Annotated in this window: 17 protein-coding genes and 1 pseudogene; 7 read left to right on the top strand and 11 right to left on the bottom strand. The window is 68.2% G+C overall.

Features of this window, described 5'->3' with window-relative positions; all coding sequences use genetic code 11:
• Positions 1-164: 164 nt before the first annotated feature.
• Positions 165-1241, top strand: coding sequence for a LacI family DNA-binding transcriptional regulator (locus tag QO015_RS16910; RefSeq protein ID WP_266282821.1), 1077 nt, complete (start codon positions 165-167; stop codon positions 1239-1241).
• Here QO015_RS16910 and QO015_RS16905 read toward each other — a convergent pair.
• The 5 genes from QO015_RS16905 to leuC are packed head-to-tail and all read right to left on the bottom strand — an operon-like array spanning position 1238 to position 5744.
• Positions 1238-2164, bottom strand: a complete 927-nt coding sequence (locus QO015_RS16905; RefSeq protein WP_266283278.1) for a 3-hydroxyacyl-CoA dehydrogenase — start codon at positions 2162-2164, stop codon at positions 1238-1240. The two genes, QO015_RS16910 and QO015_RS16905, sit on opposite strands and share 4 nt — an antisense overlap.
• Positions 2165-2166: 2 nt before the next feature.
• The gene (locus QO015_RS16900; protein ID WP_266282822.1) at positions 2167-3048 is read right to left on the bottom strand and encodes an isocitrate lyase/PEP mutase family protein; all 882 of its coding nucleotides are present in this window, start codon (positions 3046-3048) and stop codon (positions 2167-2169) included.
• Complete coding sequence (locus tag QO015_RS16895; RefSeq protein ID WP_266282823.1) at positions 3045-3683, bottom strand: isochorismatase family protein; 639 nt, start codon at positions 3681-3683, stop codon at positions 3045-3047. The genes QO015_RS16900 and QO015_RS16895 overlap by 4 nt, the downstream gene beginning before the upstream one ends.
• The gene (gene leuD, locus QO015_RS16890; RefSeq protein WP_266282824.1) at positions 3680-4330 is read right to left on the bottom strand and encodes a 3-isopropylmalate dehydratase small subunit; all 651 of its coding nucleotides are present in this window, start codon (positions 4328-4330) and stop codon (positions 3680-3682) included. The genes QO015_RS16895 and leuD overlap by 4 nt, the downstream gene beginning before the upstream one ends.
• Positions 4331-4334: 4 nt before the next feature.
• Positions 4335-5744 carry a 3-isopropylmalate dehydratase large subunit gene (gene leuC / locus QO015_RS16885; RefSeq protein WP_266282825.1) on the bottom strand — a complete coding sequence of 470 codons (1410 nt, stop codon included), beginning with the start codon at positions 5742-5744 and terminating at the stop codon, positions 4335-4337.
• Positions 5745-5949: 205 nt separating this feature from the next.
• On the opposite strand from leuC, the gene QO015_RS16880 reads away from it, so the two are divergent.
• Together QO015_RS16880 and QO015_RS16875 are read left to right on the top strand one after the other, a co-directional pair.
• Complete coding sequence (locus QO015_RS16880; protein WP_266282826.1) at positions 5950-8007, top strand: hydantoinase/oxoprolinase family protein; 2058 nt, start codon at positions 5950-5952, stop codon at positions 8005-8007.
• Positions 8008-8011: 4 nt separating this feature from the next.
• Entirely contained in the window at positions 8012-9814 is a 1803-nt protein-coding gene (locus QO015_RS16875; RefSeq protein ID WP_266282827.1) for a hydantoinase B/oxoprolinase family protein, read from the top strand.
• A 76-nt stretch (positions 9815-9890) separates the two neighbouring features.
• Here the strand turns inward: QO015_RS16875 and QO015_RS16870 are convergent, their stop codons facing one another.
• Genes QO015_RS16870 through QO015_RS16860 form a run of 3 tightly spaced genes read right to left on the bottom strand, consistent with a single transcriptional unit; the run spans position 9891 to position 12912 of the window.
• Positions 9891-10535, bottom strand: coding sequence for a ThuA domain-containing protein (locus QO015_RS16870; protein WP_266282828.1), 645 nt, complete (start codon positions 10533-10535; stop codon positions 9891-9893).
• 29 nt (positions 10536-10564) lie between these two features.
• Positions 10565-11656 (bottom strand): Gfo/Idh/MocA family protein, encoded by a 1092-nt coding sequence (locus QO015_RS16865; RefSeq protein WP_266283279.1) that lies wholly within the window; start codon positions 11654-11656, stop codon positions 10565-10567.
• Positions 11657-11694: 38 nt separating this feature from the next.
• A complete protein-coding gene (locus QO015_RS16860) occupies positions 11695-12912 on the bottom strand; it encodes an ROK family transcriptional regulator (RefSeq protein ID WP_266282830.1) in 1218 nt (405 codons plus the stop codon).
• 196 nt (positions 12913-13108) lie between these two features.
• On the opposite strand from QO015_RS16860, the gene QO015_RS16855 reads away from it, so the two are divergent.
• From QO015_RS16855 to QO015_RS16840, 4 genes and pseudogenes are all read left to right on the top strand, one after another.
• Positions 13109-14377 carry an ABC transporter substrate-binding protein gene (locus tag QO015_RS16855; protein ID WP_266282832.1) on the top strand — a complete coding sequence of 423 codons (1269 nt, stop codon included), beginning with the start codon at positions 13109-13111 and terminating at the stop codon, positions 14375-14377.
• Between the two features lie 137 nt (positions 14378-14514).
• A pseudogene (locus tag QO015_RS16850) lies at positions 14515-15363 on the top strand (carbohydrate ABC transporter permease); the annotation flags it as partial.
• A gap of 81 nt (positions 15364-15444) precedes the next feature.
• Positions 15445-16284: a carbohydrate ABC transporter permease gene (locus QO015_RS16845; protein ID WP_307291204.1), complete on the top strand. Its 840-nt coding sequence runs from the start codon at positions 15445-15447 to the stop codon at positions 16282-16284.
• An 87-nt stretch (positions 16285-16371) separates the two neighbouring features.
• Positions 16372-18330 (top strand): autotransporter outer membrane beta-barrel domain-containing protein, encoded by a 1959-nt coding sequence (locus tag QO015_RS16840; protein WP_266282833.1) that lies wholly within the window; start codon positions 16372-16374, stop codon positions 18328-18330.
• A gap of 10 nt (positions 18331-18340) precedes the next feature.
• On the opposite strand, the gene QO015_RS16835 is transcribed toward QO015_RS16840, so the two are convergent.
• From QO015_RS16835 to QO015_RS16825, 3 genes are all read right to left on the bottom strand, one after another.
• Positions 18341-18619, bottom strand: coding sequence for a helix-turn-helix domain-containing protein (locus QO015_RS16835; RefSeq protein ID WP_266282835.1), 279 nt, complete (start codon positions 18617-18619; stop codon positions 18341-18343).
• A gap of 73 nt (positions 18620-18692) precedes the next feature.
• The gene (locus QO015_RS16830) at positions 18693-20411 is read right to left on the bottom strand and encodes a metallophosphoesterase family protein (protein WP_266282836.1); all 1719 of its coding nucleotides are present in this window, start codon (positions 20409-20411) and stop codon (positions 18693-18695) included.
• Between the two features lie 137 nt (positions 20412-20548).
• Entirely contained in the window at positions 20549-22669 is a 2121-nt protein-coding gene (locus QO015_RS16825) for an ADP-ribosylglycohydrolase family protein (protein ID WP_266282837.1), read from the bottom strand.
• Positions 22670-22708 lie beyond the last annotated feature (39 nt).

Raw genomic sequence — 22708 nt, 5'->3', positions numbered from 1 at the left:
CCTGACCGCCGAAGGGCGGCGATCGGCGAATGAAAAGATGAGCGACGGATTGAAGAATCTGCGGCGATCCGGCATGCTCTCGGATCGAAAAACCCACTCACCGCGCACGGGCCACCGTGGCGCGCCGGGACTTGAATGCGTAGTACTCGCCCCGTTCGTCTGACATGAAACGCATCAGCTCAAGGGCCACGTCCTTCGACGTCGCCGCGCTCGCCGGCGTCTCGCAGTCGGCCGTCTCGCGTGCCTTCACCCCGGGATCGAGCATCGCGGAGGAGAAGCGCGCCAAGGTCCTGGAGGCGGCGCGCAAGCTCAACTACGTGCCGAACTCGATCGCATCGAGCCTCACCACCAAGCGTACCAATATCATCGCGCTGATCCTCGGCAACATGGGCAACCCGTTCTATGTCCATGTGCTGCACGAGTTCAGCCGCCGCCTGCAGGCGCTCGGCCGCCAGGTGCTGATCTTCACCGTCGATCCCGGCTCGGAGAGCGACGAGGCGATTCTCCGGGCGCTGCAATACCAGATCGACGGCGTCATCCTGACGGCGGCCCAGCTCTCGACGCGGATGACCTCGCTCTGTCACGACCGCGGCATCCCGATCGTGCTCTTCAACCGCTATATCCCCGGCAGCGACGCGTCGGGCGTGCGCTGCGACAATGTCGGCGGCGGGCGCCTCATCGCCGAGGCCTTCCTGGCCGCCGGCGCGAAGAGCTTCGCCATGATCACCGGCGATCCCAAGGGCACAACCAGCCAGGATCGCGTGCGCGGCTTCGTCGAGCGGCTGATGGAGGAAGGGATCCGCCGCAGCGAGATCGAGGAGGTCGGGGGCCAGTCTTCCTATGACGGCGCGGCGCGGGCCGCGCTGACGCTGTTCGGCGACCGTGCGAAGCCCCGGCCGGACGCGCTGTTCGGCATCAACGACATCATGGCCATGGGCGCGATCGACGCGCTGCGCTATCGCCTCGCGCTGAAGATCCCGGATGATCTGATGGTCGCCGGCTTCGACGACATTCCCGAGGCCCGCCGCGCGCCCTACAAGCTGACGACGGTGCGCCAGCCGATCAACCAGATGGTCGAGCAGACGCTGGCGCTGATGCATCTCGACGAGCCGGACCGCCCGATCGAGCGCGGCATCGACATGCCGCTGGCGAGCCGCCTGATCTGGCGCAGCACCATCCCGGTTCCGCCGGCCTACCGCTCCGACGTCGCCGACGACGCCGGCATGGACGAAGCCGGCTAATCGCCCTTCTGCAGCCGGCGCGTCGCGAGGATGCGGCGGTCGCGCCAGGCCTGGCGCGCGGGGATCCCAGCGACGGGCACCTGCTTCTCCAGCTCGGCATGGATCGACGCGACGAGATCGTCGGACCAGTCGTAGTCGGTCCTCGCCCCCTGCCCCATCGCGCGCATCATGCCGCCGAGGCGGGCGACGAAGCCGGCGAACCCGTCCACGGCATTGAGATGCGCCACCTCGAACGGACCGATCGAGGCCCAGCGCGGCGCGAGCCCCTCGGTGACGACACGGTCGATGTCGGCCGCCGAGCAATAGCCTTCGCCGACGAGATGCAGCGCTTCGGCGACGAGCGTGTATTGCAGGCGGTTCAGAATGAACCCGTCGATCTCGCGGGCGAGCGTCACGGGGCTCATGCCGGCCGCCGCGAGCAGGGCCCGCGCCCGCTCGACCGTCTCCTTCGCCGTGAACGGCGCCGGGCAGAGCTCGACCAGCGGGATCAGCGACGGCGGATTGACCGGATGCGCCACGAGACAGCGCCCCGGACGCGCCGCGGCATCGAGGAAGCGCGATCCCGCGAGCGCCGAGGTCGACGAGGCGAGGACGGCATCCTCGGGCGCCGCGTCGCCGAGCGCGGCGAAGACGGCGCGCTTGACCGCGACCTCCTCGGCGACGCTCTCCTGCACATAGGCCGCCCCGGATACGGCGTCGGCGAGGCTCGCTGCCGGGCGAACGCGGCTCATGATCTCCGCGACGGGTTCGGCAAGCGCGCCTTCGGTCCCGAGCAGATCGAGCGTGGCGCGGATGCGCTTCAGCGCGAAGTCCTCCACCGCGCCCGGCGCGGCGTCAAACAGCGCCACCTCATGCCCGGCGCGGGCGAAGACGACCGCGAAGGCACTGCCGACCGTCCCGGTGCCGATGCAGGCGACGCGCATGCTCACTCGGCCGCCTCGGCGTCGCGGCGAGCCCAGCGCCGCTCGAAGTCCCACACCTCCTCGAAACCGATCAGCGAGTTGAACTCCGAGAACGGGAAGAGCGGCAGGCTGGGCGAATTCGACGTGCCCTCGGCGACGAATACCTTGAGCGCGTTCTCCACCGCATGCGCGGCTGCGAGGCCGGTCATCGAGGGATAGATCGCCATGGCGTAGCCGATCGCCTTCAATTCGTCGCGCGAGCGGATCGGCGTGCGGCCGCCATCGGCCATGTTGGCCATCATCGGCCTGTTGATGCGCGCGCAGGCCTCGCGCATCTCCGCCTCGCTTTCCAGCGCCTCGAGGAAGACGATGTCGGCACCGGCTTCCGCATAGGCTTCGCCGCGCTTCATCGCGCCTTCGAAGCCATGCGTCTGCCGCGCATCCGTCCGGGCGATGATCAGCGTCTCGGGGCTGCGCCGTGCCTCGACCGCAACCTTGATCTTCTCGACCATGTCGATGATCGGCACCACGCGCTTGAACGGCGTGTGGCCGCACTTCTTCGGAAATTCCTGGTCCTCGATCTGGATGCCGACGACGCCGGCCTCCTCGTAGCCGCGCACGGTGTGGTGCACGTTGAGCAGGCCGCCATAGCCGGTATCGGCATCGGCGATGACGCTCGCCTTCGAGACGCGCGCGAGCGTCGCGACACGGTCGAGCATCTGCGTGTAGGTGGCGATGCCGGCGTCCGGCAGGCCATAGGCCGAGGCGGTCGTCCAGTAGCCGGAGGCATAGACGAAATCGAGGTCGAACTTGTTGCTGACCGCCGCCGCGATCATGTCGTGGATGCCGGGGGCGGCGACGAATTCGCCGGCCGCGAGGGCGGCGCGGAGGCTGCGCTTGGTCATTGGGACTGTCCGATCCTGTGGAGATAGGCGGTCGCCTCGGCCTCGCTCACCACGTCCGCATATTTCGCGTCCATGTCGAAGAGATTGGCCTCGTGCGGCGCCGGATGCCGGTCGCCGACCGCCTCGCGGACGACGATGGGAATGAAGCCGTAGGAGCAGGTATCGACGCAGGTCGCGCGCACGCAGCCGGAGGTGCTGAGCCCGGTCAGGATCAGCGTGTCGATGCCCCAGCTGGTCAGCGTCGCGGCGAGCGAGGTGCCGAAGAACGCGCTCGGATACTGCTTGGAGATGACGAGCTCGTCCTCGCCGACGGTGAGACCCTTGGGCCAGGCGCCCATCGGGCTGCCGGCGATGAAGTGATGCAGCACCATCGACTTCTGGTAGAAGCGCCCGCCGTTCCGGCCGCCCTTGTCGTAGACGACATTGGTGTAGATGACCGGCACCCCGGCCGCCCGCGCCGCATCGCGAAGGCGGATCGCCGAGGCAAGTGCATCCTCGACGCCGGCATAGAGCGGGCATGCCGGATCGAAATAGGCCTCGACGAAATCAATGAGGATCAGCGCCGGGCGGGCGCCGAAACCGATGCGCTTGCCGAAGGCGCGCTTGTAGTTGGCATCGAGCGCTTCCTCGGTCATGCCTCGCTGGTCCTCAGATCGTCGAAATGGGAGAGTTGCTCGCGGGTGAGATGCAGCCAGGGCGCCCCGGCCTTCTGCCGCGCCTCGAAGGCGGCGATATCGGCCGCGTCGTCGGCGAGGATGGCGCCGATCTCGTCCAGGCCGAGCAGCAGCGCGCGGCGCCGGTAGGAATCGATGGAAAAGGCGATGGCAGTGCCGTCGGCGAGCACGATCCGCTGCGCCTCGAGATCGACGCTCACCGCCTCGCCCGCCTCGGCGGCCCGCATCACGAGGCTGTGGTCGGCCTCGCCGAGCACGATCGGAAGGAGGCCGTTGCGGAAGCAGTTGGAGAAGAAGATCTCGCCGAAGCGCGGCGCGATGACGACGCGGATGCCGAAATCGGCCAGCGCCCACACCGCCTGCTCGCGGCTCGATCCGGTGCCGAAATTGGGGCCGGTGACGAGGATCTCGGCCCGGTCATAGGGCGGCCTGTCGAGTACGAAGGGCGGCGCGCCCTCTGCCGGCCGCCGCCTTTCGTGGAAGAGATGGCGCCCGAGCCCCTCGCGGTCGAGGAGAAGCAGGAAGCGCGCCGGGAAGATGATGTCGGTATCGACATCCGCTTCCGGCAGGGGCGCGGCGATGCTGGTGACGGTCGAAAAGGGCTTCATGCGTCTATCGGGATGAGAGCGTCCGCACATCGGTGAGCCGCCCGGAGATCGCAGCGGCGGCAGCCATGGCTGGGCTCATGAGATGGGTGCGGCCGCCCTGCCCCTGGCGGCCCTCGAAATTACGGTTGGACGTCGAGGCGCAGCGCTCGCCCGGCGACAGGCGGTCGTCGTTCATGGCGACGCACATCGAGCAGCCGGAATCGCGCCATTCGAAGCCGGCGGCACGAAAGACGGCGTCGAGCCCCTCCGCCTCGGCCTGCAGGCGCACGCCGGCCGAGCCGGGCACGACGATGGCCGCGACGTTCGGCGCCACCTGCCGCCCCGCGACGACCTTCGCCGCGAGGCGCAGATCCTCGATGCGGCTGTTGGTGCAGGAGCCGATGAAGACCCGGTCGATCGGGATCTCGGCGAGCGGCCGGCCGGGCTCGAGGCCCATATAGGCGAGGCTGCGGGCGATGCGCGCGCGCCGCGAGGGATCGCTCTCCGCGGCGGGGTCGGGCACGCGTCCGGTGATCGGCAGGTTCTCCTCCGGCGTCGTGCCCCAGGAGATGCGCGGGCTGAGCGCCGAGACGTCGAGCGTCACCTCGCGGTCGAACACGGCATCCGCATCGGTCGCGAGCGAGCGCCAATGCGCAACGGCGGCGTCCCAGTCGGCGCCCGAGGGCGCCAGCGGCCGGCCCTTCAGATAGGCGAAGGTGGTGTCGTCCGGCGCCACCATGCCGACCCGGCTTCCCGCCTCGATCGACATGTTGCAGAGCGTCATCCGCGCTTCCATCGACATGGCGCGGACCGCGCTGCCGGCGAACTCGATCGCATGGCCGTTGCCGCCGCCGGTGCCGATCTCGCCGATCAGGGCGAGGATCACGTCCTTGACCGTGACGCCGGCGGGGATGGCCCCGTCGAGCACCACGCGCATGCGCTTCTGCTTCTTCTGGCGCAACGTCTGCGTGGCGAAGATGCATTCGCATTCACTGGAGCCGATGCCGAAGGCCAGCGCACCGAAGGCGCCATGCGTGCAGGTGTGGCTGTCGCCGCAGACCAGCGTCGCGCCCGGCAGCGTGAAGCCGAGCTCGGGGCCGATGACATGCACGATGCCATGGCGGCGATCGTTTATGGGGATATAGGGAATGCCGAAGCGCGCGGCGTTGCTCTCGAGCCGCGAGACCTGGCGCGCCGCCAGCCCGTCGGGCAGCGGACGGTCGCGGTGGCGCGTCGGCACGGCGTGATCCGCGACCGAAACATGCGCATCCGGCCGCCGGATCGTGCGGTTTTGCGCGACAAGCCCGGCGAAGGCCTGCGGGCTCGACACCTCCTGCACGAGGTGGCGGTCGATATAGATGAGGTCGCTGCCGTCCTCATAGGATTTGACGACATGCTGCCGCCAGACCTTGTCGTATAGCGTGAGCGCGCTCATGCGATCGGCTTCTTCATCGAGATCAACGCTTTTCCGGATGACCGGACCCCTCGTCCGGCGCGCCGTTTGACCGGCTGTTTTTGCCCCTTGCGGACGACCCGACCTTGAAACTATGCTAGTTTGCATGCGCATTCAATAGCGTGCCGGCGCGGTCCCCGAGGCGCTTGTCCGAGGGGGGTGACGCCCGAACCAGAGGGACAATCGAATGAGGCTCGGAGTCGATGTGGGCGGTACCTTCACCGACCTGCTGCTGCACGACGAGAGGACGCAGCGGACCTTTCAGGCGAAGACCCCGTCGACGCCGCAGGACCAGTCGATCGGCGTCGCCGCGGGCGTGAAGCTGATCTGCGAGAAGGCCGGCATCACGCCGTCCGACATCTCGCTGATCCTGCACGGCACGACGGTCGCGACCAATGCCGTCCTCGAGGGCAAGGGCGCGCGGGTCGGCCTGCTCGTCACGGAGGGGTTCGAATACACCCTCCATCTCGCGAAATCCTGGACGCCCGGGCCGCTGTTCGGCTGGATCGTCATGGACAAGCCCGATCCGCTGGCCTCGCTCGCCGACACGCGCGGCATTCCCGAGCGCATGAACGCGCGCGGCGAGGTGGTGCGGCCGCTCGACATCGAGGCCGCGACGGCGCTCATCGACGATCTCTGCGGCTCCGGCATCGAGGCGCTGACGATCTCGCTGATGCACTCCTATGCCAATCCGGAGCACGAGCGCATCCTCGGCCGCATCGTCGCCGAGCGCCATCCGCATATCCCGGTGTCGCTGTCCTCCGACATCCTGCCGGAATTCCGCGAATATGACCGCGCCATCACCACGGTGATGAACGACTATGTGCGGCCGATCATGAAGCGCTATCTCTCGCGCATCGAGGACCGGCTGAAGGACGAGGGCGTCACCGCCCGCCTCCACATCGTCCGCTCCGACGGCGGCCTGATGAGCGCCGCCGCGGCCTCTGAACGTCCCGTCCACACGGTCCTGTCCGGACCGGCCGGCGGCGTGACCTCGACCGTGATGATCGCGCGGCGGAGCGGCTTCCCGCGTCTCCTCGCCTTCGACATGGGCGGCACCTCCACCGACGTATCGGTGATCATCGACGGCGAGCCGACCATCTCGCGCTCCACCGAAGTCGGCTACTTCCCGGCCAAGGTGCCGACGCTCGACGTCCGCTCGGTCGGCGCCGGCGGCGGCTCGATCGCCGAGGTGTCGGAACTGACGAAGTCGCTCCGCGTCGGCCCGCGCAGCGCCGGCGCCCGCCCCGGCCCAGTCTCCTATGGTCGCGGCGGCACCGAGCCGGCCGTGAGCGACGCCAATGTCGTGCTCGGCTATCTGCCGCCGGTGCTGCTCGGCGGCGACATGGCGCTCGACGTCGAGGGCGCCCGCGCCGCGGTCAAGCGGATCGGCGACGTGATCGGCCTCTCGCCGGAGGATGCCGCCAAGGGCATCATCGACATCGCCAACGAGGTGATGCTCGGTGCGCTGCGCGTCATCACCGTGCAGCGCGGTCTCGATCCCCGCGATTTCGGCATCGTCGCGTTCGGCGGCGCCGGACCGCTGCATGCCAATGCGCTGGCCGAACTTCTCGGCTGCTATCCGGTCGTCGTGCCGCCCTCGCCGGGCGTGCTGTCGGCGCTCGGCTTCCTCGAGGCCGAGTTCAAGAACGAGTTCGTGCAGACCTTCATCCGCACAACGCGCGGGCTCGACCCCAGGGAGGTCTGGTCACGCTTCGAGACGCTCGACGGCAAGGCGCGCGCCTGGCTGGACGAGCAGGAAGTGGCGCCGGCCGACCGCGGCATCAGCTATTCGCTCGACCTGCGCTACGAGCAGCAGGGCTTCGAGGTCACGATCCCGCTCCCCGATGCGCTGGTGAAGCGCGCCGGGGCGCTCGACGAGATCCTCGACACCTTCCACGCCACGCATGAGCGGCTTTATGGCGTGCGCTTCCATGTTCCGGTCGAACTGGTGGCGCTGCGGGTCGTCGCGACCGGCGCGACGCCGAGCGTCGAGGAGGCGCTGCCCTCCGCCGGCAGCAAGGATGTCTCCGCCGCGCTCATGGAGGTCCGTCCGAGCTATTTCGACGGCGCCTTCGTCGATACACCCAACTACGACCGGTCGAAGCTTGCCGTCGGCGCCCGCGTCGAGGGTCCGGCGATCATCCGCCAATACGACACCACCACCGTTCTGCTGCCGCGGCACTATGCCGAGGTGGACGCGCAGGGCAATCTGCTGATCTGGCCCGTCTCGAGGGGGAACTGACGCCATGACCGCTTCCGTCACCGCCCAGGGCGCCGCCAAGGTCGATCCCATCACGCTCGACATCATCGAGAACGCGCTGAAGAACGCGCGTTCCGAGATGGACGGCGTCGTGGTGCGCATCTCGCTGTCGCCGGTCATCCGCGAGCAGCACGACGAATTCCCGATGATCTGCGACGCCAGGGGTCGCATGGTCGTCGGCCAGTTCGGCTCCTACATCCCGGCGATCGTCGAGCAGTTCGAGGGTGACCTCAACGAAGGCGACGTCTTCGTCTGGAACGATCCCTATGCCTGCAAGGGCTCCATCTCGCACAACAACGACTGGTGCGTGATGATGCCGATCTTCCACCAGGGCATCCTGGTGGGCTTCTCGTCGATCTTCGGCCACATGGTCGATGTCGGCGGCAAGGTGCCGGGCTCGATGCCGTTCGACGCGCGGACGATCTGGGAGGAAGGCCTCCGGATCCCGCCGGTGCGCATCTATGAGAAGGGCGTGCTCAACAAGGGCGTGCTCGACATCATGCTCAACAACACGCGCACGCCGGACATGAACCGGGCCGACCTGATGGCGCTGATCGCCGGCTGCCGGACGGCCGCGACCCGCGTGCGCGAGCTCTGCGACCGCTTCGGCCGCGACACCTATGTCGCCGCCTGCGACATGCTGCTCGACCGTACCCGCGAGGCGATGAAGGTGCTGATCGACAAGTATATCTCCGTCGAGCCGGTCACCTTCACGGATTACGTCGACGACGACGGCCTCGGCAATGGCCCGTTCAAGATGACGCTGTCGATCTACCGCAAGGGCGACATCGCCGTCTTCGACTGGACCGGCACCGACGACCAGGCGGAAGGCCCGATCAACTTCCACATCCATGAAGGGCTCTGCAAGCTCTTCTTCGGCGTGTACATGATCATGGCCTTCGATCCCTCGGTGCTGTTCAACGAGGGCTTCTACGATCTGTTCGAGATCGTGCTGCCGGAGGGCTCGCTGCTCAATCCGCGCTTCCCTGCGGCGCTCAGCAACCGCCTCAACACGCATACGCGCTTCTTCGATTGCCAGGCCGGCGCGCTCGGCCAGCGCGCGCCGCATCTCTCGATGGCGGCCGGCTACGGCACCAGCCCGCACTTCATCTTCACCGGCCACGACAAGGACGGGAAGTATTTCCAGTTGATGGAGCTTCTCTTCGGCGGTGTGCCGGGCCGACCGCGCGGCGACGGGCTCGACGGCCATGCCTGGTGGCCGCTCTTCTCGGCGACGCCGATCGAATATATCGAGAACTACTATCCGGTCCTCGTCGAAGGCTATCGTCCGATCCGCGATTCCGGCGGCCCGGGCCTCCATCGCGGCGGCGCCGGCATCGAGAAGGTCTACCGCGTGCTCGAGCCGGGCAAGGTGTCGATCCATGACGACCGCGAGGTCGTTCCGCCCTGGGGCATCAATGGCGGCCAGTTCGGCGGCACCTCGTCGAAATGGATGGTGAAGGCGGCCGGCGGCGAGCCGCAGCGCATCCCCTCCAAGATCGACAATCTCGCCGTCGAGGCCGGCGACAAGATCCTCTTCCGCACGGCAGGCGCCGGCGGCTGGGGCGATCCCTTCGAGCGGCCGGCTGAGCAGGTCGCCCGCGACGTGCGCTACGACCTCGTCTCGCGCGAGCAGGCGAAGGACGGCTACGGCGTCGTACTGACGGCGGAGAACGAGGTCGACGTCGCGGCGACCGAGACGCTCCGCGCGGCGATGCGCGCCGAGCGCGGCGAGCCGGCGCCGTTCAATTTCGGCTTCGATCCGTCGATGAAGGAAGCGGCCGAATAGGCCTTCCGTCTCTGCAAGGGAAAGGGCCGGACGCCGCGAGGCGCCCGGCCCTTCTTGTCTGGTCCTTCGGCTGCGCTCAGCGCGCCGCCCAGAGCAGGCCACGCCGCACGATGGTGCGCATCTCCGGCACCTCGAACTCGCTCGCGACATGGCCGAGCGAGGAATAGAACACCCGCCCATTGCCATAGCGGCGCTTCCAGACGACCGGCATCACGGTGCCGTCGATCCAGGATGCGTGCTCGCCGTTGAAGGTCGTCGTGGCCAGCACCTCGTTCGAGGGGTCGACATGCATGTAGTACTGCTCGGAGCGGTAGGGGAACCGCGCCGGGATGCCTTCCATGATCGGGTCTTCCGGCTTGATGACGTCGACATGGTAGTCGATGATGTTGCCCGGATGCGCGACCCACTGGCCGCCGACCATGAACTGGTATTCGGTCGCGTCGCGGAACGCGTCGCCCATGCCGCCGTGATAGCCGCCGAGCCCGACGCCGCCCTTCACGGCATCGGTGAGGTTCTGCAGCTCCTCCTTCTCGATCTTCGACATGGTGAAGATCGGAACGATCAGCGACAGGTCGGCGATGGACGGGTCGGCGAAGGCTTCGGTCGTGTTCTCGACATAGACCTTGAAGCCCTCCTCCTCGAGCATGCCCTGGATGACCTTCGCGCCCTGCTCGGGCTCGTGGCCGCTCCAGCCGCCCCAGACGATCAAAGCCTCGCGCATGATGATTTCCTCCTGGTCCTGTTCGTCGGTCAGCTGAAGATGCCGGGGCCGACCGGCAGCGGCGCCGGCCGCTCGGGCCGCGATTCGATTGTGACGTGGCGGCCGCTGTCGGACGAGCGCTGGAATGCCTCCATCACCTCGAGCACGTGATAGGCGAGCTCGCCGCTCGCGCGGTGCGGCCGGCGGTTGCGGATGGCATCCGCCATGTCGGCGACGCCGATGACGCGGTAGTTGCCGTCGGCATAGGCGTGTTCGGTCGCAACGGCCTTCCAGTCTTCCGAGGCGGTGGCGAGCATGATCTCGCCGCCGAAATGGTTCGGGTCGGGCACGAGCAGCGAGGCTTCAGAGCCATAGAGCTCGATCGGGCTGTGCTGGTGGCGCGGCACGTCGAAGCTCATGGCGATCGACACGACGGCGCCGGAGACGAATTTCATCGTGCCGGCGACATGGGTCGCGACCTCGACGGGAATCTTCGTGCCCTTGAGCGGCTCCGAGGTCACGAGACGCTCGTCGCGCAGCTTGGTGGCGATGCCGGCGACGCTCTCGACCGGTCCGAGCAGATTGACGAGGCTCGTCACGTAATAGGGGCCCATGTCGAGCATCGGCCCGCCGCCGTCGAGATAGTAGAAGCCCGGATTGGGGTGCCAGCGCTCGTGGCCGGGGCACATGAAGAAGGCGGTGCCGCCGAGCGGCGTGCCGATCGCGCCCTCGTCGACGAGCTTGCGCGAGGTCTGCTGCGCGCCGCCGAAGAGGGTGTCGGGCGCCGCGCCGAGCCGCACGCCGCGCGCCTTCGCGGCCTCGACGAGCTGCTTCGCCTCGGCAGTCGCGATGCCGAGCGGCTTCTCGGAATGGACATGCTTGCCGGCCGCGACGGCGCGCAGGCCGACCTCGACATGCGCCTTGGGGATCGTGAGGTTGACGACGATCTCGACGCTCGGATCGGCCAGCAGCTCCTCGACAGTCATCGCCTTCAGGCCGAATTCGGCCGCCCGCGCCTCGGCAGCGGCCGTGTTGAGGTCCGCGACGCCGCGCACGTCGAGGATTGGGAAGCCCCGCGCCGCCTTCAGATAGGCGGCGCTGATATTGCCGCAGCCGATGAAACCGATCCCGACCCGATCCACCATTCGATCCTCCTCCGATTGCGATTTGGGCCGGCACGCTAGAGATGCGCGGCCGGTCCCGTGGTTCCCCATGGCGCGCCGTAAAGATCGCGCAGCGTCATCGCCGCGGCGCCGCGCGCCCAGTCGTCGTCACCCCATTCATGCACCACGATGTCGGCGACATCGGCGAGGCTCGGCGGCAGCAGCGCGGAAACCGTGTCGCGCAGCGGCCGCACCAGCGCCTCGCCAGCGGCGAGCGCCGCTCCGGCCAGGATCACCTTGGGCGGGGCGAACAGGACGATGAGATTGGCGATCGCGAAGCCGAGCGATTCGCCCGCCTCGCGCAGCAGCGCGACGATCGCCGGGTCACCGGCTTCGGCGCGCTCCAGCAGCTTCTCCATGCCACGGCCGAGGCGGAAGGCGTGCTCGTGCTCGGAGCCGGACAGCGTGCGCCGGGCATCGGCGAGCATGCTCTCCTCCGACGCCACCTCGGCGAGGCGCACGAGGCCGCTGCCGTTCGGCGGCTTGACCAGCAGGTCTCCGAGATCGGGCCCGAGCCCGTTGGCGCCGCGGAACAGTTCACCCTTGTGCATGATGCCGAGGCCGAGGCCGAGCTCGACCGAGACGACGAGGAAATCGTCGAGACCGCGCGCCTGGCCGAACCAGTGCTCGGCGAGCGTCACGAGATTGACGTCGCTGTCGAGCGTCGCCGCGACACCGTCGAGACGGCGCGACAGCTCCGCCGCGAGCGGGATGTCGCGCTCGCCGAACAGCGGGCTGGCGCGGCAGATGCCGGCCCCGCGTTCCACGACGCCGGGCAGCCCGATGCAGACGCCGGAGATCTGGCTGAGTTCGAGCCCGGCATCGGCGACGGAGCGGCGGATGCCGTCCTCCACGAGATCGGCGACGACGGACACGCCATGGCGGCCCACGCGGACCGGCAGCGTCAGGCTGGAGCGGACATCGGCGCGGAAATTGGTAGTGGCGATGGTGATGTGGTCGGGCGCGAGCCGCGCGCCGACGACATGCGCCGCGTCGGGGTTGAGATCGAGCAGCACGCGCGGCCGGCCGCGCGCGGCATCGCGGATGCCGCCGAGCTGATGGGTGATGATGAGCCCGTCGTCGAGCAGCGCGCCGGTGATCGCCGACACCGTCGTCGCCGAAAGTTCGGTCCGGTCAGAGATCTCGACCCGCGCAATGGGGCCGAAGCGACGGATCGCGTCCATGACATGGAAGCGATTGATCGCACGCATCAGCTCGGGGTCGGCGGTTTTCATATCGGCGGCATTTAATCCGGGTTGGGCAGTTATTCCCATCCCGATCTGGCCCTGTCAACGGCACTCTGCCATGTTGCAGAGCAGCATTCCGCCACTCCCCTTGACAGCCCGTCCGATAAGGGGACAGATTTAATCCGCATCATTTATTTAAGTGATCGCCCGGGAGAGGAGCCCGGTTCGTTTTGGGAGGAACGTCATGAAGCTTCGTACGCTGCTTGGCGCGTCGGTCGCGCTTGCGCTGTCGGCCAGCTCGGCTTTCGCCGATGTCACTGTGAAGTGGCTGCATCTCAACACCGATCCCGGCATCGCCGCTGCCTGGGAGGAGATCGTCAAGAATTACGAGGCGGCGCATCCCGGCACCAAGATCGAGATGCAGTTCCTCGAGAACGAGGCCTTCAAGGCCAAGCTTCCGACGCTGCTGCAGTCGAACGATCCGCCGCATCTCTTCTATACCTGGGGCGGCGGCGTGCTGGCCGCGCAGTCCGGCACCGGCGCGATCCGCGACGTGACGGAGGCGATGGACGCCGATGGCGGCAAGCTGAAGGCCGTCTACAGCCCGGCGCTGGTCGACGGCCTGTCGATCGACGGCAAGGTGTGGGCGGTGCCCTACCAGACTGGCCTCGTCAGCTTCTATTACAACAAGGAGCTGTTCAAGAAGGCCGGCGTCGAGGCCGACCAGATCAAGACCTGGGACGATTTCCTCGCCGCGGTGAAGAAGCTCAAGGACGCGGGCATCACGCCGATCGCCGGCGGCGGCGGCGACAAGTGGCCGATCCATTTCTACTGGGGCTATCTCGCGATGCGCGAGGGCGGCAAGGCGGCCTTCGATGCGGCCAAGGCCGGCGAGGGCGACGGCTTCAAGTCCGAGGCCTTCATCAAGGCTGGCCAGGACCTCGCGGCGCTCGGCAAGCTCGAGCCCTTCCAGCAGGGCTATCTCGGCTCCAAGTGGCCCGAGCCGGTGGGCCTCTTCGCCGACGGCAAGGTCGCGATGCTGCTCGGCTTCGACTCGACCCCGGTGCAGCAGCACAATGTCGCCGCTGACGGCAAGGGCCTCGACGAGGCCAATATCGGTTCCTTCCCGTTCCCGGCCACGAGCGGCGGCGCCGGCAAGCTGACCGACACCATGGGCGGCATCAACGGCTGGGTTCTGACCAAGAATGCGCCGCCCGAGGCGCTCGACTTCGCGGCTTTCCTGACCAACAAGGAAAACCAGACGATGATGGCGAGCAAGAACCTCATCATCCCCGCCGCGGTGGGTGCCGGCTCGGCCATCGGCCAGCCGCTGGTCAAGGCCGCGGCCGAGCAGCTCGCCGGCTCGACCTGGCATCAGAACTTCCTCGACCAGGATCTCGGCCCGGCGGTCGGCCGCGTCGTGAACGACGTATCGGTGGAGATCGTCTCCGGCCAGATGTCGCCGGAAGATGCCACGCAGCAGATCCAGGACGCCTGGGACCTCGATCACTGAGGCTCGACCTACGCCAGCGGATGCCGCGCCCCCGTGGCGCGGCGTCCCGATTCCCCGCGTGGAGGTGCTGATCGATGAGCCAAGCTGCCAGCCTCGCTTCACCGCTCCGGTCGCGGCGGATGCACATGCAGGGCACGTTGCCGGTGCTGGTGCTGTTCCTGCCGCCGGCGCTTCTCCTGTTCACGCTGTTCGTCATCCTGCCGATGGGCGAGGCCGCGTGGTATTCGCTCTATGACTGGAACGGCTACGGCCTGCCCGACAAGTTCGTCGGCCTGAAGAATTTCGAGACGCTGTGGCGGACATCCGCCTTCAGGACGGCGCTCGGAAACAACTTCCTGATCATCCTGGTCTCGATCCTGATCCAGCTGCCGCTGGCGCTGTGGCTCGCGACCATGGTCTCGAACCGCATCCCCGGCGCCGTCGTCTTCCGGCTGATCTTCTTCATGCCCTATGTGCTGGCCGATGTGGCGGCGGGCCTGATCTGGCGCTTCGTCTATGACGGCGACTACGGCCTGTTCGCGGCGATCGCCTCGTTCTTCAACGTCGCCGCGCCCTATGTGCTGGCCGACCGCAACCTCGCCATCTATGCCGTTCTGGCGGTGATCGTGTGGAAGTATTTCGGCTTTCACATGATGCTCTTCATCGCCGGGCTGCAGAACATCGACAAAAGCTATATCGAGGCGGCCGAGATCGACGGCGCGTCGCGCTGGCAGCGCTTCCGCTATGTGACGCTGCCGCTGCTCGCGCCGACCATCCGCCTCTCCGTCTTCTTCTCGGTCGTGGGCTCGCTGCAGCTCTTCGACATGATCATGCCGCTGACCGGCGGTGGTCCGTCCAACTCGACGCAGACCATGGTCACCTTCCTTTATTCCTACGGCATCACGCGCATGAAGGTCGGGTTCGGCAGCGCCATCGGCGTCGTGCTGTTCATCATCTGCGTCACGCTCGCCTTCGGCTACAGAAGGATTTTCATGCGCCATGACTGAAGCGGTCGTAAAATGACTGAAGCGGTGACCGATCGTTCGCTTGCCCCGCCTGTGCCGGCTCCGCGCCGCCGCCATGCCTCGGTGTTCGAGGAGAACCGCATCGGCTTCGTCACGAGACTCTATCTCTATGCGAGCCTGTTCATCGTCGCGGCCGTGGTGCTGCTGCCGCTGCTGACCACCGCGCTGGGCGGCTTCAAGACGCTGGGCGATCTCCGCGTCCATCCGTTCGGGCTGCCGACCGAATGGCAGTGGGCCAACTATACCGACATCCTGACCAGCCTTCGCTACTGGCAGATGCTCGGCAACTCGTTCCTGATCGCGACGCTGACGGTGGGGCTGACGCTGGTGGTCGCCGCCATGGCCGCCTTCACCTTCGCGCATGTGAAGTTCTTCGGCTCCGGCTTCCTGCTCAACTATTTCCTGATCGGGCTGATGTTCCCGGTGGCGACCGCCATCCTGCCGCTGTTCATCCGTATCCGCGATCTCGGCCTGCTCGACACCTATTGGGGCGTCGTCCTGCCCCAGGTCGCCTTCGGGCTCGGCATGAGCATCCTTCTTTTCCGCCGCTTCTTCCAGAACGTCCCGGCGGAGTTGTTCGACGCCGCCTTCGTCGATGGCTGCGGCTATCTCGGCTATTTCTGGCACATCACGCTGCCGCTCTCGCGGCCGATCCTCGCCACCGTCGGGATCATCGCCTTCGTCGGCAGCTGGAACAGCTACCTTCTGCCGCTGATCCTCCTCAACACCGAGGGCAAGTATCCCTGGCCGCTCGGCATCATGGTCTATCAGGGCGAGTATTCGACGAACTGGCAGCTGGTGCTCGCCTTCATCACGCTCACCATCCTGCCGACCATCATCGTCTTCTTCGCGGCGCAGAAGCACATCGTCGCCGGCCTCACCGCCGGTGCGGTGAAGGGCTGACAGGGCTGCCTCAGCCGCGCCAGCCCTCCCCGTCTCCATCCGGGGCGCGAATCATGCTCTGATCGCGCTCCGATCGAGGGGCATGCGATGAGACGGGCGATGATGACGGGCCTCGCCGCCGGGCTGGCCCTGGCGGCGGCGCCGGCCGCGGCGCAGACGACGGCGTGGGACGAGACGCTCTCCAACTCGCACTGGTATGTGCCGGTGCCTCAGCTTCTCGCCTATGGCTCGTCCGGCACGAGCTTCGCCAATCCCTTCCCGCTCGGCGACCAGACGCTGTGGGCCTTCGGCCCGGCCACGAACGGCGCCTTCAACGGCCTGCTCTCGGCGGAACTCTCGCTCGGCAACCTCGAATTTCCGTCCAATATGACGATCTCCGGCCAGGTCGCGCCGGACGGTTCGGTGGTCATGATCTTCGACAGCGAGGACCTCGAAGCGCCGGTCGTCGGGCTCGGCCAGATGAAGACGATCGACGGCCAGCCGGCGATGCTGATGCAGATGATCACGCCCGGTTCGATGATGGTCACGCACTGGGCCTATATGCTGACCTATGACCCGGCGACCTTCACGCCGCCGCCGCCGCAGGCGATCCCGGTCACGCTGTCGTCGCGCCAGTGGATGTGGACCGAGGGAACGCCGTGGCGGATGGTCGACCCCTCGCTCTTCGGCAGCGACGCGCCCGGCACCTTCGTCATCACCAACTATGTCAACGGCTATTTCTGGGGCCAAGGCATCGGCCCCGACGGATCGGGCGTCACCTATACGCTGCTCGGCTCGATCACGCCCGACGGCAAGGTGCTCTACAACGCCATCTCGGACGGCGAGCTCGTCAGCCTCTATGGCGATGTGCGCGGCGATGCGTCCGCCGCGGCGATGATTCTGTCCGGCTACTCGACCAGCGGCATCGACGCGACCCCGTCGGCCGGCGTGGAGCTCGTCCGGCCGTATGAGCAGTCGGTTGCCGCGGCGGGCCTCGGAGCGGCGCTGCCGGCCGCGACCGTGCTCTACGACGTCGCCGGCTCGCTGACCGGCCTCACCGGCGCGATGGCGCCGGCGACGCTGGCACTCAACGACCTCTCCGGCGCCGCGCTCGCCTCCGCCGTCGGATCGACGCTGCCGGTCCTCGCCGGTGCCGGCGTCCGCGCGACGGCCGACAGCCAGCGCATGCTCGGCCAGGTTCTCGGCGATCGGCTCGATCTCGACCGCGAACCCGGCGAGGACTGGACCGCATGGCTCCGGCCTCTCGGCGGTACGCTCACCCAGACCGCGCGCGATCCCCTCCCCGGTTACGGCGCCGACACGGTCGGCGTCGCGCTCGGCTTCGACAAGGCGGTGTCGCCGGCGCTGACCCTCGGCACGGCCTTCGCCTACAACCGCGTCAACGCCTCGGGCGAGCGCGCCGACGCGCCGGGCAGCCTCTCGGTCGACAGCTATCTCGTCGCGCTCTATGGCAGCGCCGCCCTGTCGGAGACGGCCGGGCTCGATGTCAGTCTCGCGTTCGGCATCAACGACAATTCCGCCACGCGGCCGATCGCCTTCATGGGCAGCACCGCCTCGGCCGACTATTCCGGCACGACGGCCGGAGCCGCGCTGAAGCTGCATGAAAGCGTCACGCTCGCCCCGGGCCTCGTCGCCACGCCGGCACTGACAGCCGCCTTCCTGCAGGTGACGGCCGATGCCTATCGTGAGACGGGCGCCGGCCCGCTCGACCTCGAAACGACCTATCAGGCCTATCAGGAACTGCCGATCGGCGCCGACCTCGCCTTCGCCTATCGCCTCGCGCGCGGCGTGGATCTCACCGCGCATGGCGGCATCAGCTACAATGTGCTCGACACGTCGAGCCCGATCACGGCCAGCTATGCCGGCGGCGGCGGCGCCTTCGTGACCGAAGCGGCCGCGGCCTCGCCCTGGCTGATGACGGCCGGCCTCGGTCTTTCCGGCAATGACGGGAAGGGCCGCAGCATCGGCCTCTTCTACGATCTGCAGGCCAGCCCGGCCGGCTTCGTCAGCCAGGCCGGATCGCTCGACATCCAGCTCGCCTTCTAGAAGCGGCCGGTCAGTTCAGGAGAAGCTCGTCCCGCACGCGCAGCGCCCGCGCGAGGCACCGCATCACCGCAGGCGAGGTATCCATGTGGCGTTCGGCGCGCGCGATCTGGGTGATGGCCACGCCGGAGCGGTCCGCCAGCTCCTCCTGGCTGATGCCGCGCCACTCGCGCACCACCTTCACGGCCGGCTCGCCGAGCCGCATCTTGGCGGTGACATGCGGGGGCAGCACGCCGATGTCGCGCGGTCCGAGATTGGGAAGATCGCGGAACTGGTGCAGGTCGAGTGCCATCGCCTTTGGTCCTCCGTCGCTTGCGATCGGTGAGAACGATGCACACGCGCCTCGGGTTCCGCCTTGACGCGCGTCAAGCGACAGTTTCTCCCTCGATCTCGATCCGCCGCGGCGCATGCAGGGTGATGCGGCCATCGGCGGCCCGGCCGATGGCATGGACATAGAACGCGGTCGTCCCGGCATCGCGCGCATTCATCACCGGCGAAGGCGCGGACACGATGGCGAGCGGCCCGCAGCGGCCGATCCAGTCGATATGGCGGTGGCCGTGCATCACGATCACCCGGTCCGCGAAGCGCGACAGGCGGCGGACGAACCACGAGCCGTTGACGAGCGCGGTGCCGATCCGCTCGGAGAGCGCCTTGGCCGGCCGCGGATATTCGACGACATGGTGGTGGAGGGCGACGAGATAGATCCCGTGCGGATCGGCATCGAGCAGGGCCGCGAGCGCCGCCTCCTGCTCGCGCGGCATGAAGCCGAGCGCATTGGTGAAGGAGAAATGCGTCTCCGCGTTCGAATTGAGCAGCACGACGCCGAGCCCGCCCGTCGCCTCCGGCGGCAGCACCATCGGAAAGACGGTGGCGAGGAGCGGCGCGAGCGCGAGGCTCCGGCGCATCCCGCCGGCGTCGGCGAAGGCGGCGATCGCCGCGCGGTGCGGGTCGAGCGCTTCGGCGAGCGTGACGCCCGGCCGGCCGGTCGCCGCGTCGACGACACGGACGCTCCGCCCTTGAAGCCGGTCGAGCGCCGCGACGAGCCGCATCTGGCGCAGCCGCTTGGGGGGCGAGAGCGGCAGGTCGAGCCGCGCCGGATTGGCCCGGTCGACGACGTTGAGGTCGTGATTGCCGGGCAGTGCCACCATCTTGCGCGCGAGCGCCGGATAGGCGGCGATCGCGTCGAAGAAGACCGCCCATTCGGCGGCGCGGCCGGCATCGGTCATGTCGCCGCTGAGGAGCACGAGGTCGAGTTCGCCCGCGGCTTCGATCTCGGCAAGACGGGCGAGCAGCCGCGCCAGCCGCTCGTTGCCGCGCGGCCCGGCGCGCCCGCTCTCGATACGGAAGCCGTAGCGCTCGCCGACGATGTGGATGTCGGAGAGATGCGCCACATGAAAGACGCGTCCCTCCGCCGTGCGCGGCGCGAATGCGGTCAGGTCCTCGGGCTGCGCCATGCTGGCGTCGGCGACGCCCCAGACGAGCGCCGCGACGGCGACATAGGCGGCGATGATGGCGACGGCATTGTAGAGTGCGGCGATGGCGAGGCGGCCCGGCTCGGCGAGATCGGCCAGCGTTCCCGTCCAGCGCGTCTCGGGAAGGACGAGCGCCAGGATGGCGCCGGAGATGGCGGCGACGATCAGCCCGGCGAGCAGCGCGGTCCAGCCGCGCCCACGCGACCGCTCGCCCCGCTTCTCCGCGAGATGGCGCAGCAATTCGCGCACCAGCGCATAGCCGGGCTGGATGGCGAGCGCGTTCAGCGACCAGAAATTGGTCTCCACGAGCCGCCAGAGCGGCCGCCCGCCGAAATAGGCGGCTGCGGCGAGCATCAGGCCGATGGCGATCGGCACGAGGCCCGAGAACAGCCGCTCGACCGTAGTCGATGCCGCGCCGATCCAGATCGAGGCGAGCAGCGGCCCGAGGCCGAGCACCAGCACCGGTAGCGCGACCAGCGACAGCCAGGCGGCGAAGAGCTTCGGCAGGCTGATCTCGGCGAGAAGGCTGCCGGCGAGGCCCGACAGCGACCGGCTCTTCGTGCTGGAGGCGTCGTCCTCGACATCGCCGAGGCGCGGGTCGAGGAACGGCATGGTCTCTCCGGCGCGAAAGGGTCCCGCACCATGTGCCCGCGCCGCCGCGCCCGCAAGACCCGCCGGAGCGGGCGTCGAGAGCGTTAGCCGCGCCGGCGGCCGGGAGGAGGGAACGGCCGCCGGCGCGCTCGGGCGTGTCAGCCGAGCGGCGACACGCGAACCGCGTTGCTGGAAAGCGCGCCCTCATGCACGAGGAGACCGATGCCGCCGTCGCGGAAGGCCTCGGCGCTCGTGTCCTCGGCGGTGAGCACCGTGCCGCCGATCCGCGCCCGGATCACCGCGCCGTCGGCCTCGACCGCGACGTCGTAGGGCGTCTCGAACTGCCAGTCGAAGCGGGTCTCGGCGAGCACCGTGCGCTCCTCGTCGCGCTGGCGCACGATGGCGAGGCGGCCGTCGCGCGAGAGCAGCGCCGCATAATAGCGGCGGAGCCCCTGCACGCGGACAGCGACGCCGGCCTCGTTGCCGAGATGGATCATGGTGTCGGCGGCGACGCGGTAGTCGCGCCATTCGCGCGTGCCGTGGATGATGATCCCCTCGCCGCGATCCTGCGACAGGCGGAAGGACTGCGGGAAGCGCTTCGAGAAGAAGCTCGCGCCGTTGACCCAGGCCATGCGCCAGAAATCGCTCGGCTCGGCAGGGCGGCGGAGATGCAGGTCCGGCGTCCCGTCATAGCGCAGGTGGTCGACGAGCACCGCGCCGTCGGCCCTGATGCCCTTGGCGCGCACGACGAAGCCCATCTCGGCGATCGGCTGGCCGCCGAAATCGGGCAGCGTCCAGTCGATCACCGCGTCCTTGCCGGGCTCCAGCACCACCGACGGCCCGTCGACGGTTCTGAGCTTGTCCTCGGCGCCATAGACCTTGAGCCGATAGGCGACCTCGACCGCGCCCTGGTTGCCGCGCTCGGCAGAGAGCGCTGCAGAGAGGCGCTGGCCCGGATAGACGATCGGCGTCGCCATCAGCTCATAAGTGCGCATGTCGACGACTTCGGGCGGCGTGAAGGTCGGCGTCAGCGCCGCGGCGCTCTGCCCCGGGCCGACGCCCGAATAGACCAGCGCCAGCGCGCGGCCGCCGGGAACCTCGCGGTTCTCGACATGCGAGCGCTCCGCTAGCCCGTGACCACGCTCGGCGCGGAAGCCCTGAACACTGCCCGGCAGCGAGAAATGGAACTGCGCGCCGTCCTTCGGCGGCGCGATCGGTGCAGCGCCGGCGAGGCTGTGACCGAGCCCGGCCAGACGATAGGCGGTGCGCACCGCGTCGTTGATCGCATTGCCGCCATCGGCCGAGGAGATCAGCAGCCGGTCGGCAACCGGGCCGCGGAAGTCCGGACCGGCGTCGATGCCCTCGAGGCCGAGCTTGATGCCGAGCAGACAGCCGACATTGCCGGCGTTGCAATCGGTGTCCCAGCCCGACGTGTTCACGATCATCTGCGCGCGCTGGAAATCGTCCGGCGCATAGAGGATCGCCATGATCATCAGGGCATGGTTCGGCACGACATGGCAGTTGCCGGGATATTTGTCGTAGCCGTAGTGGTCCTCGATCTTCTGCCGCGTGTCGCGCCAGTCGGGGAACTTCTTGTGCCAGGCGCGGATGTCGGCGATCAGCTTCGCGATCAGGCTGTCCGCCGGAATCGCCGCGAGGCCGGTATCGATCAGATGATCGATGTCGCCCGAGACGAAGGCCTCCGCCTCCATCGCCGCCCAGAGCATCGCGGCATAAACACTCTCGCCGTCATGGCTGACCTTGCCGGCCTGCTCGGCGAGCTTCGCCGCGAGCTTCGGCTGGCCTGGCGCCACCAGCGCCCAGCCGTCGATGAAGATCTGCGCGCCGATCTGCTCGGCCACCGTCGCGCCATTGGTGGCGATCGAGCCCGAGGCCGGCGCCGGCACGCCGCGCTTCAGGTTGAGCCAGGCGGTGTGCTCGGTCGAATTGCCGTTGCCGCCCCACCAGAGCACCGTGCGCTGCTCGACGAGATAGTTGAGCCAGGCCTTGCCGATATCCTCGGCGGTGAGATCCGGCGAGATGCCATAATCCTCCAGCGCCCGCACGAAGGTGAAGGTGCCGGCGACGTCGTCGTCGGTCACGACGAGCGGCACGCCGAGCCGGTCATGCACGTAATACTCGACCGGGCCGAGCTCGCTCATGATCTTCTGGTAGGTCCAGCCCTCGAACGGGCGGCCGACATAGACGCCGATCAGCTTGCCGAGCACGCCGGCATAGACGCGCTCGAGATAGTCGTTGGGAAGCGGTGCGGTGGTCATGCTGGGGGTCCTTGGAGGTTCCTCGGTGTTTCTTGTCGA

Source organism: Kaistia geumhonensis (genome assembly GCF_030815145.1).
GTDB lineage: Bacteria > Pseudomonadota > Alphaproteobacteria > Rhizobiales > Kaistiaceae > Kaistia > Kaistia geumhonensis.
The sequence above is the reverse complement of the archived record's forward strand: the minus strand, read 5'-3'. Positions and strand labels throughout refer to the sequence as shown.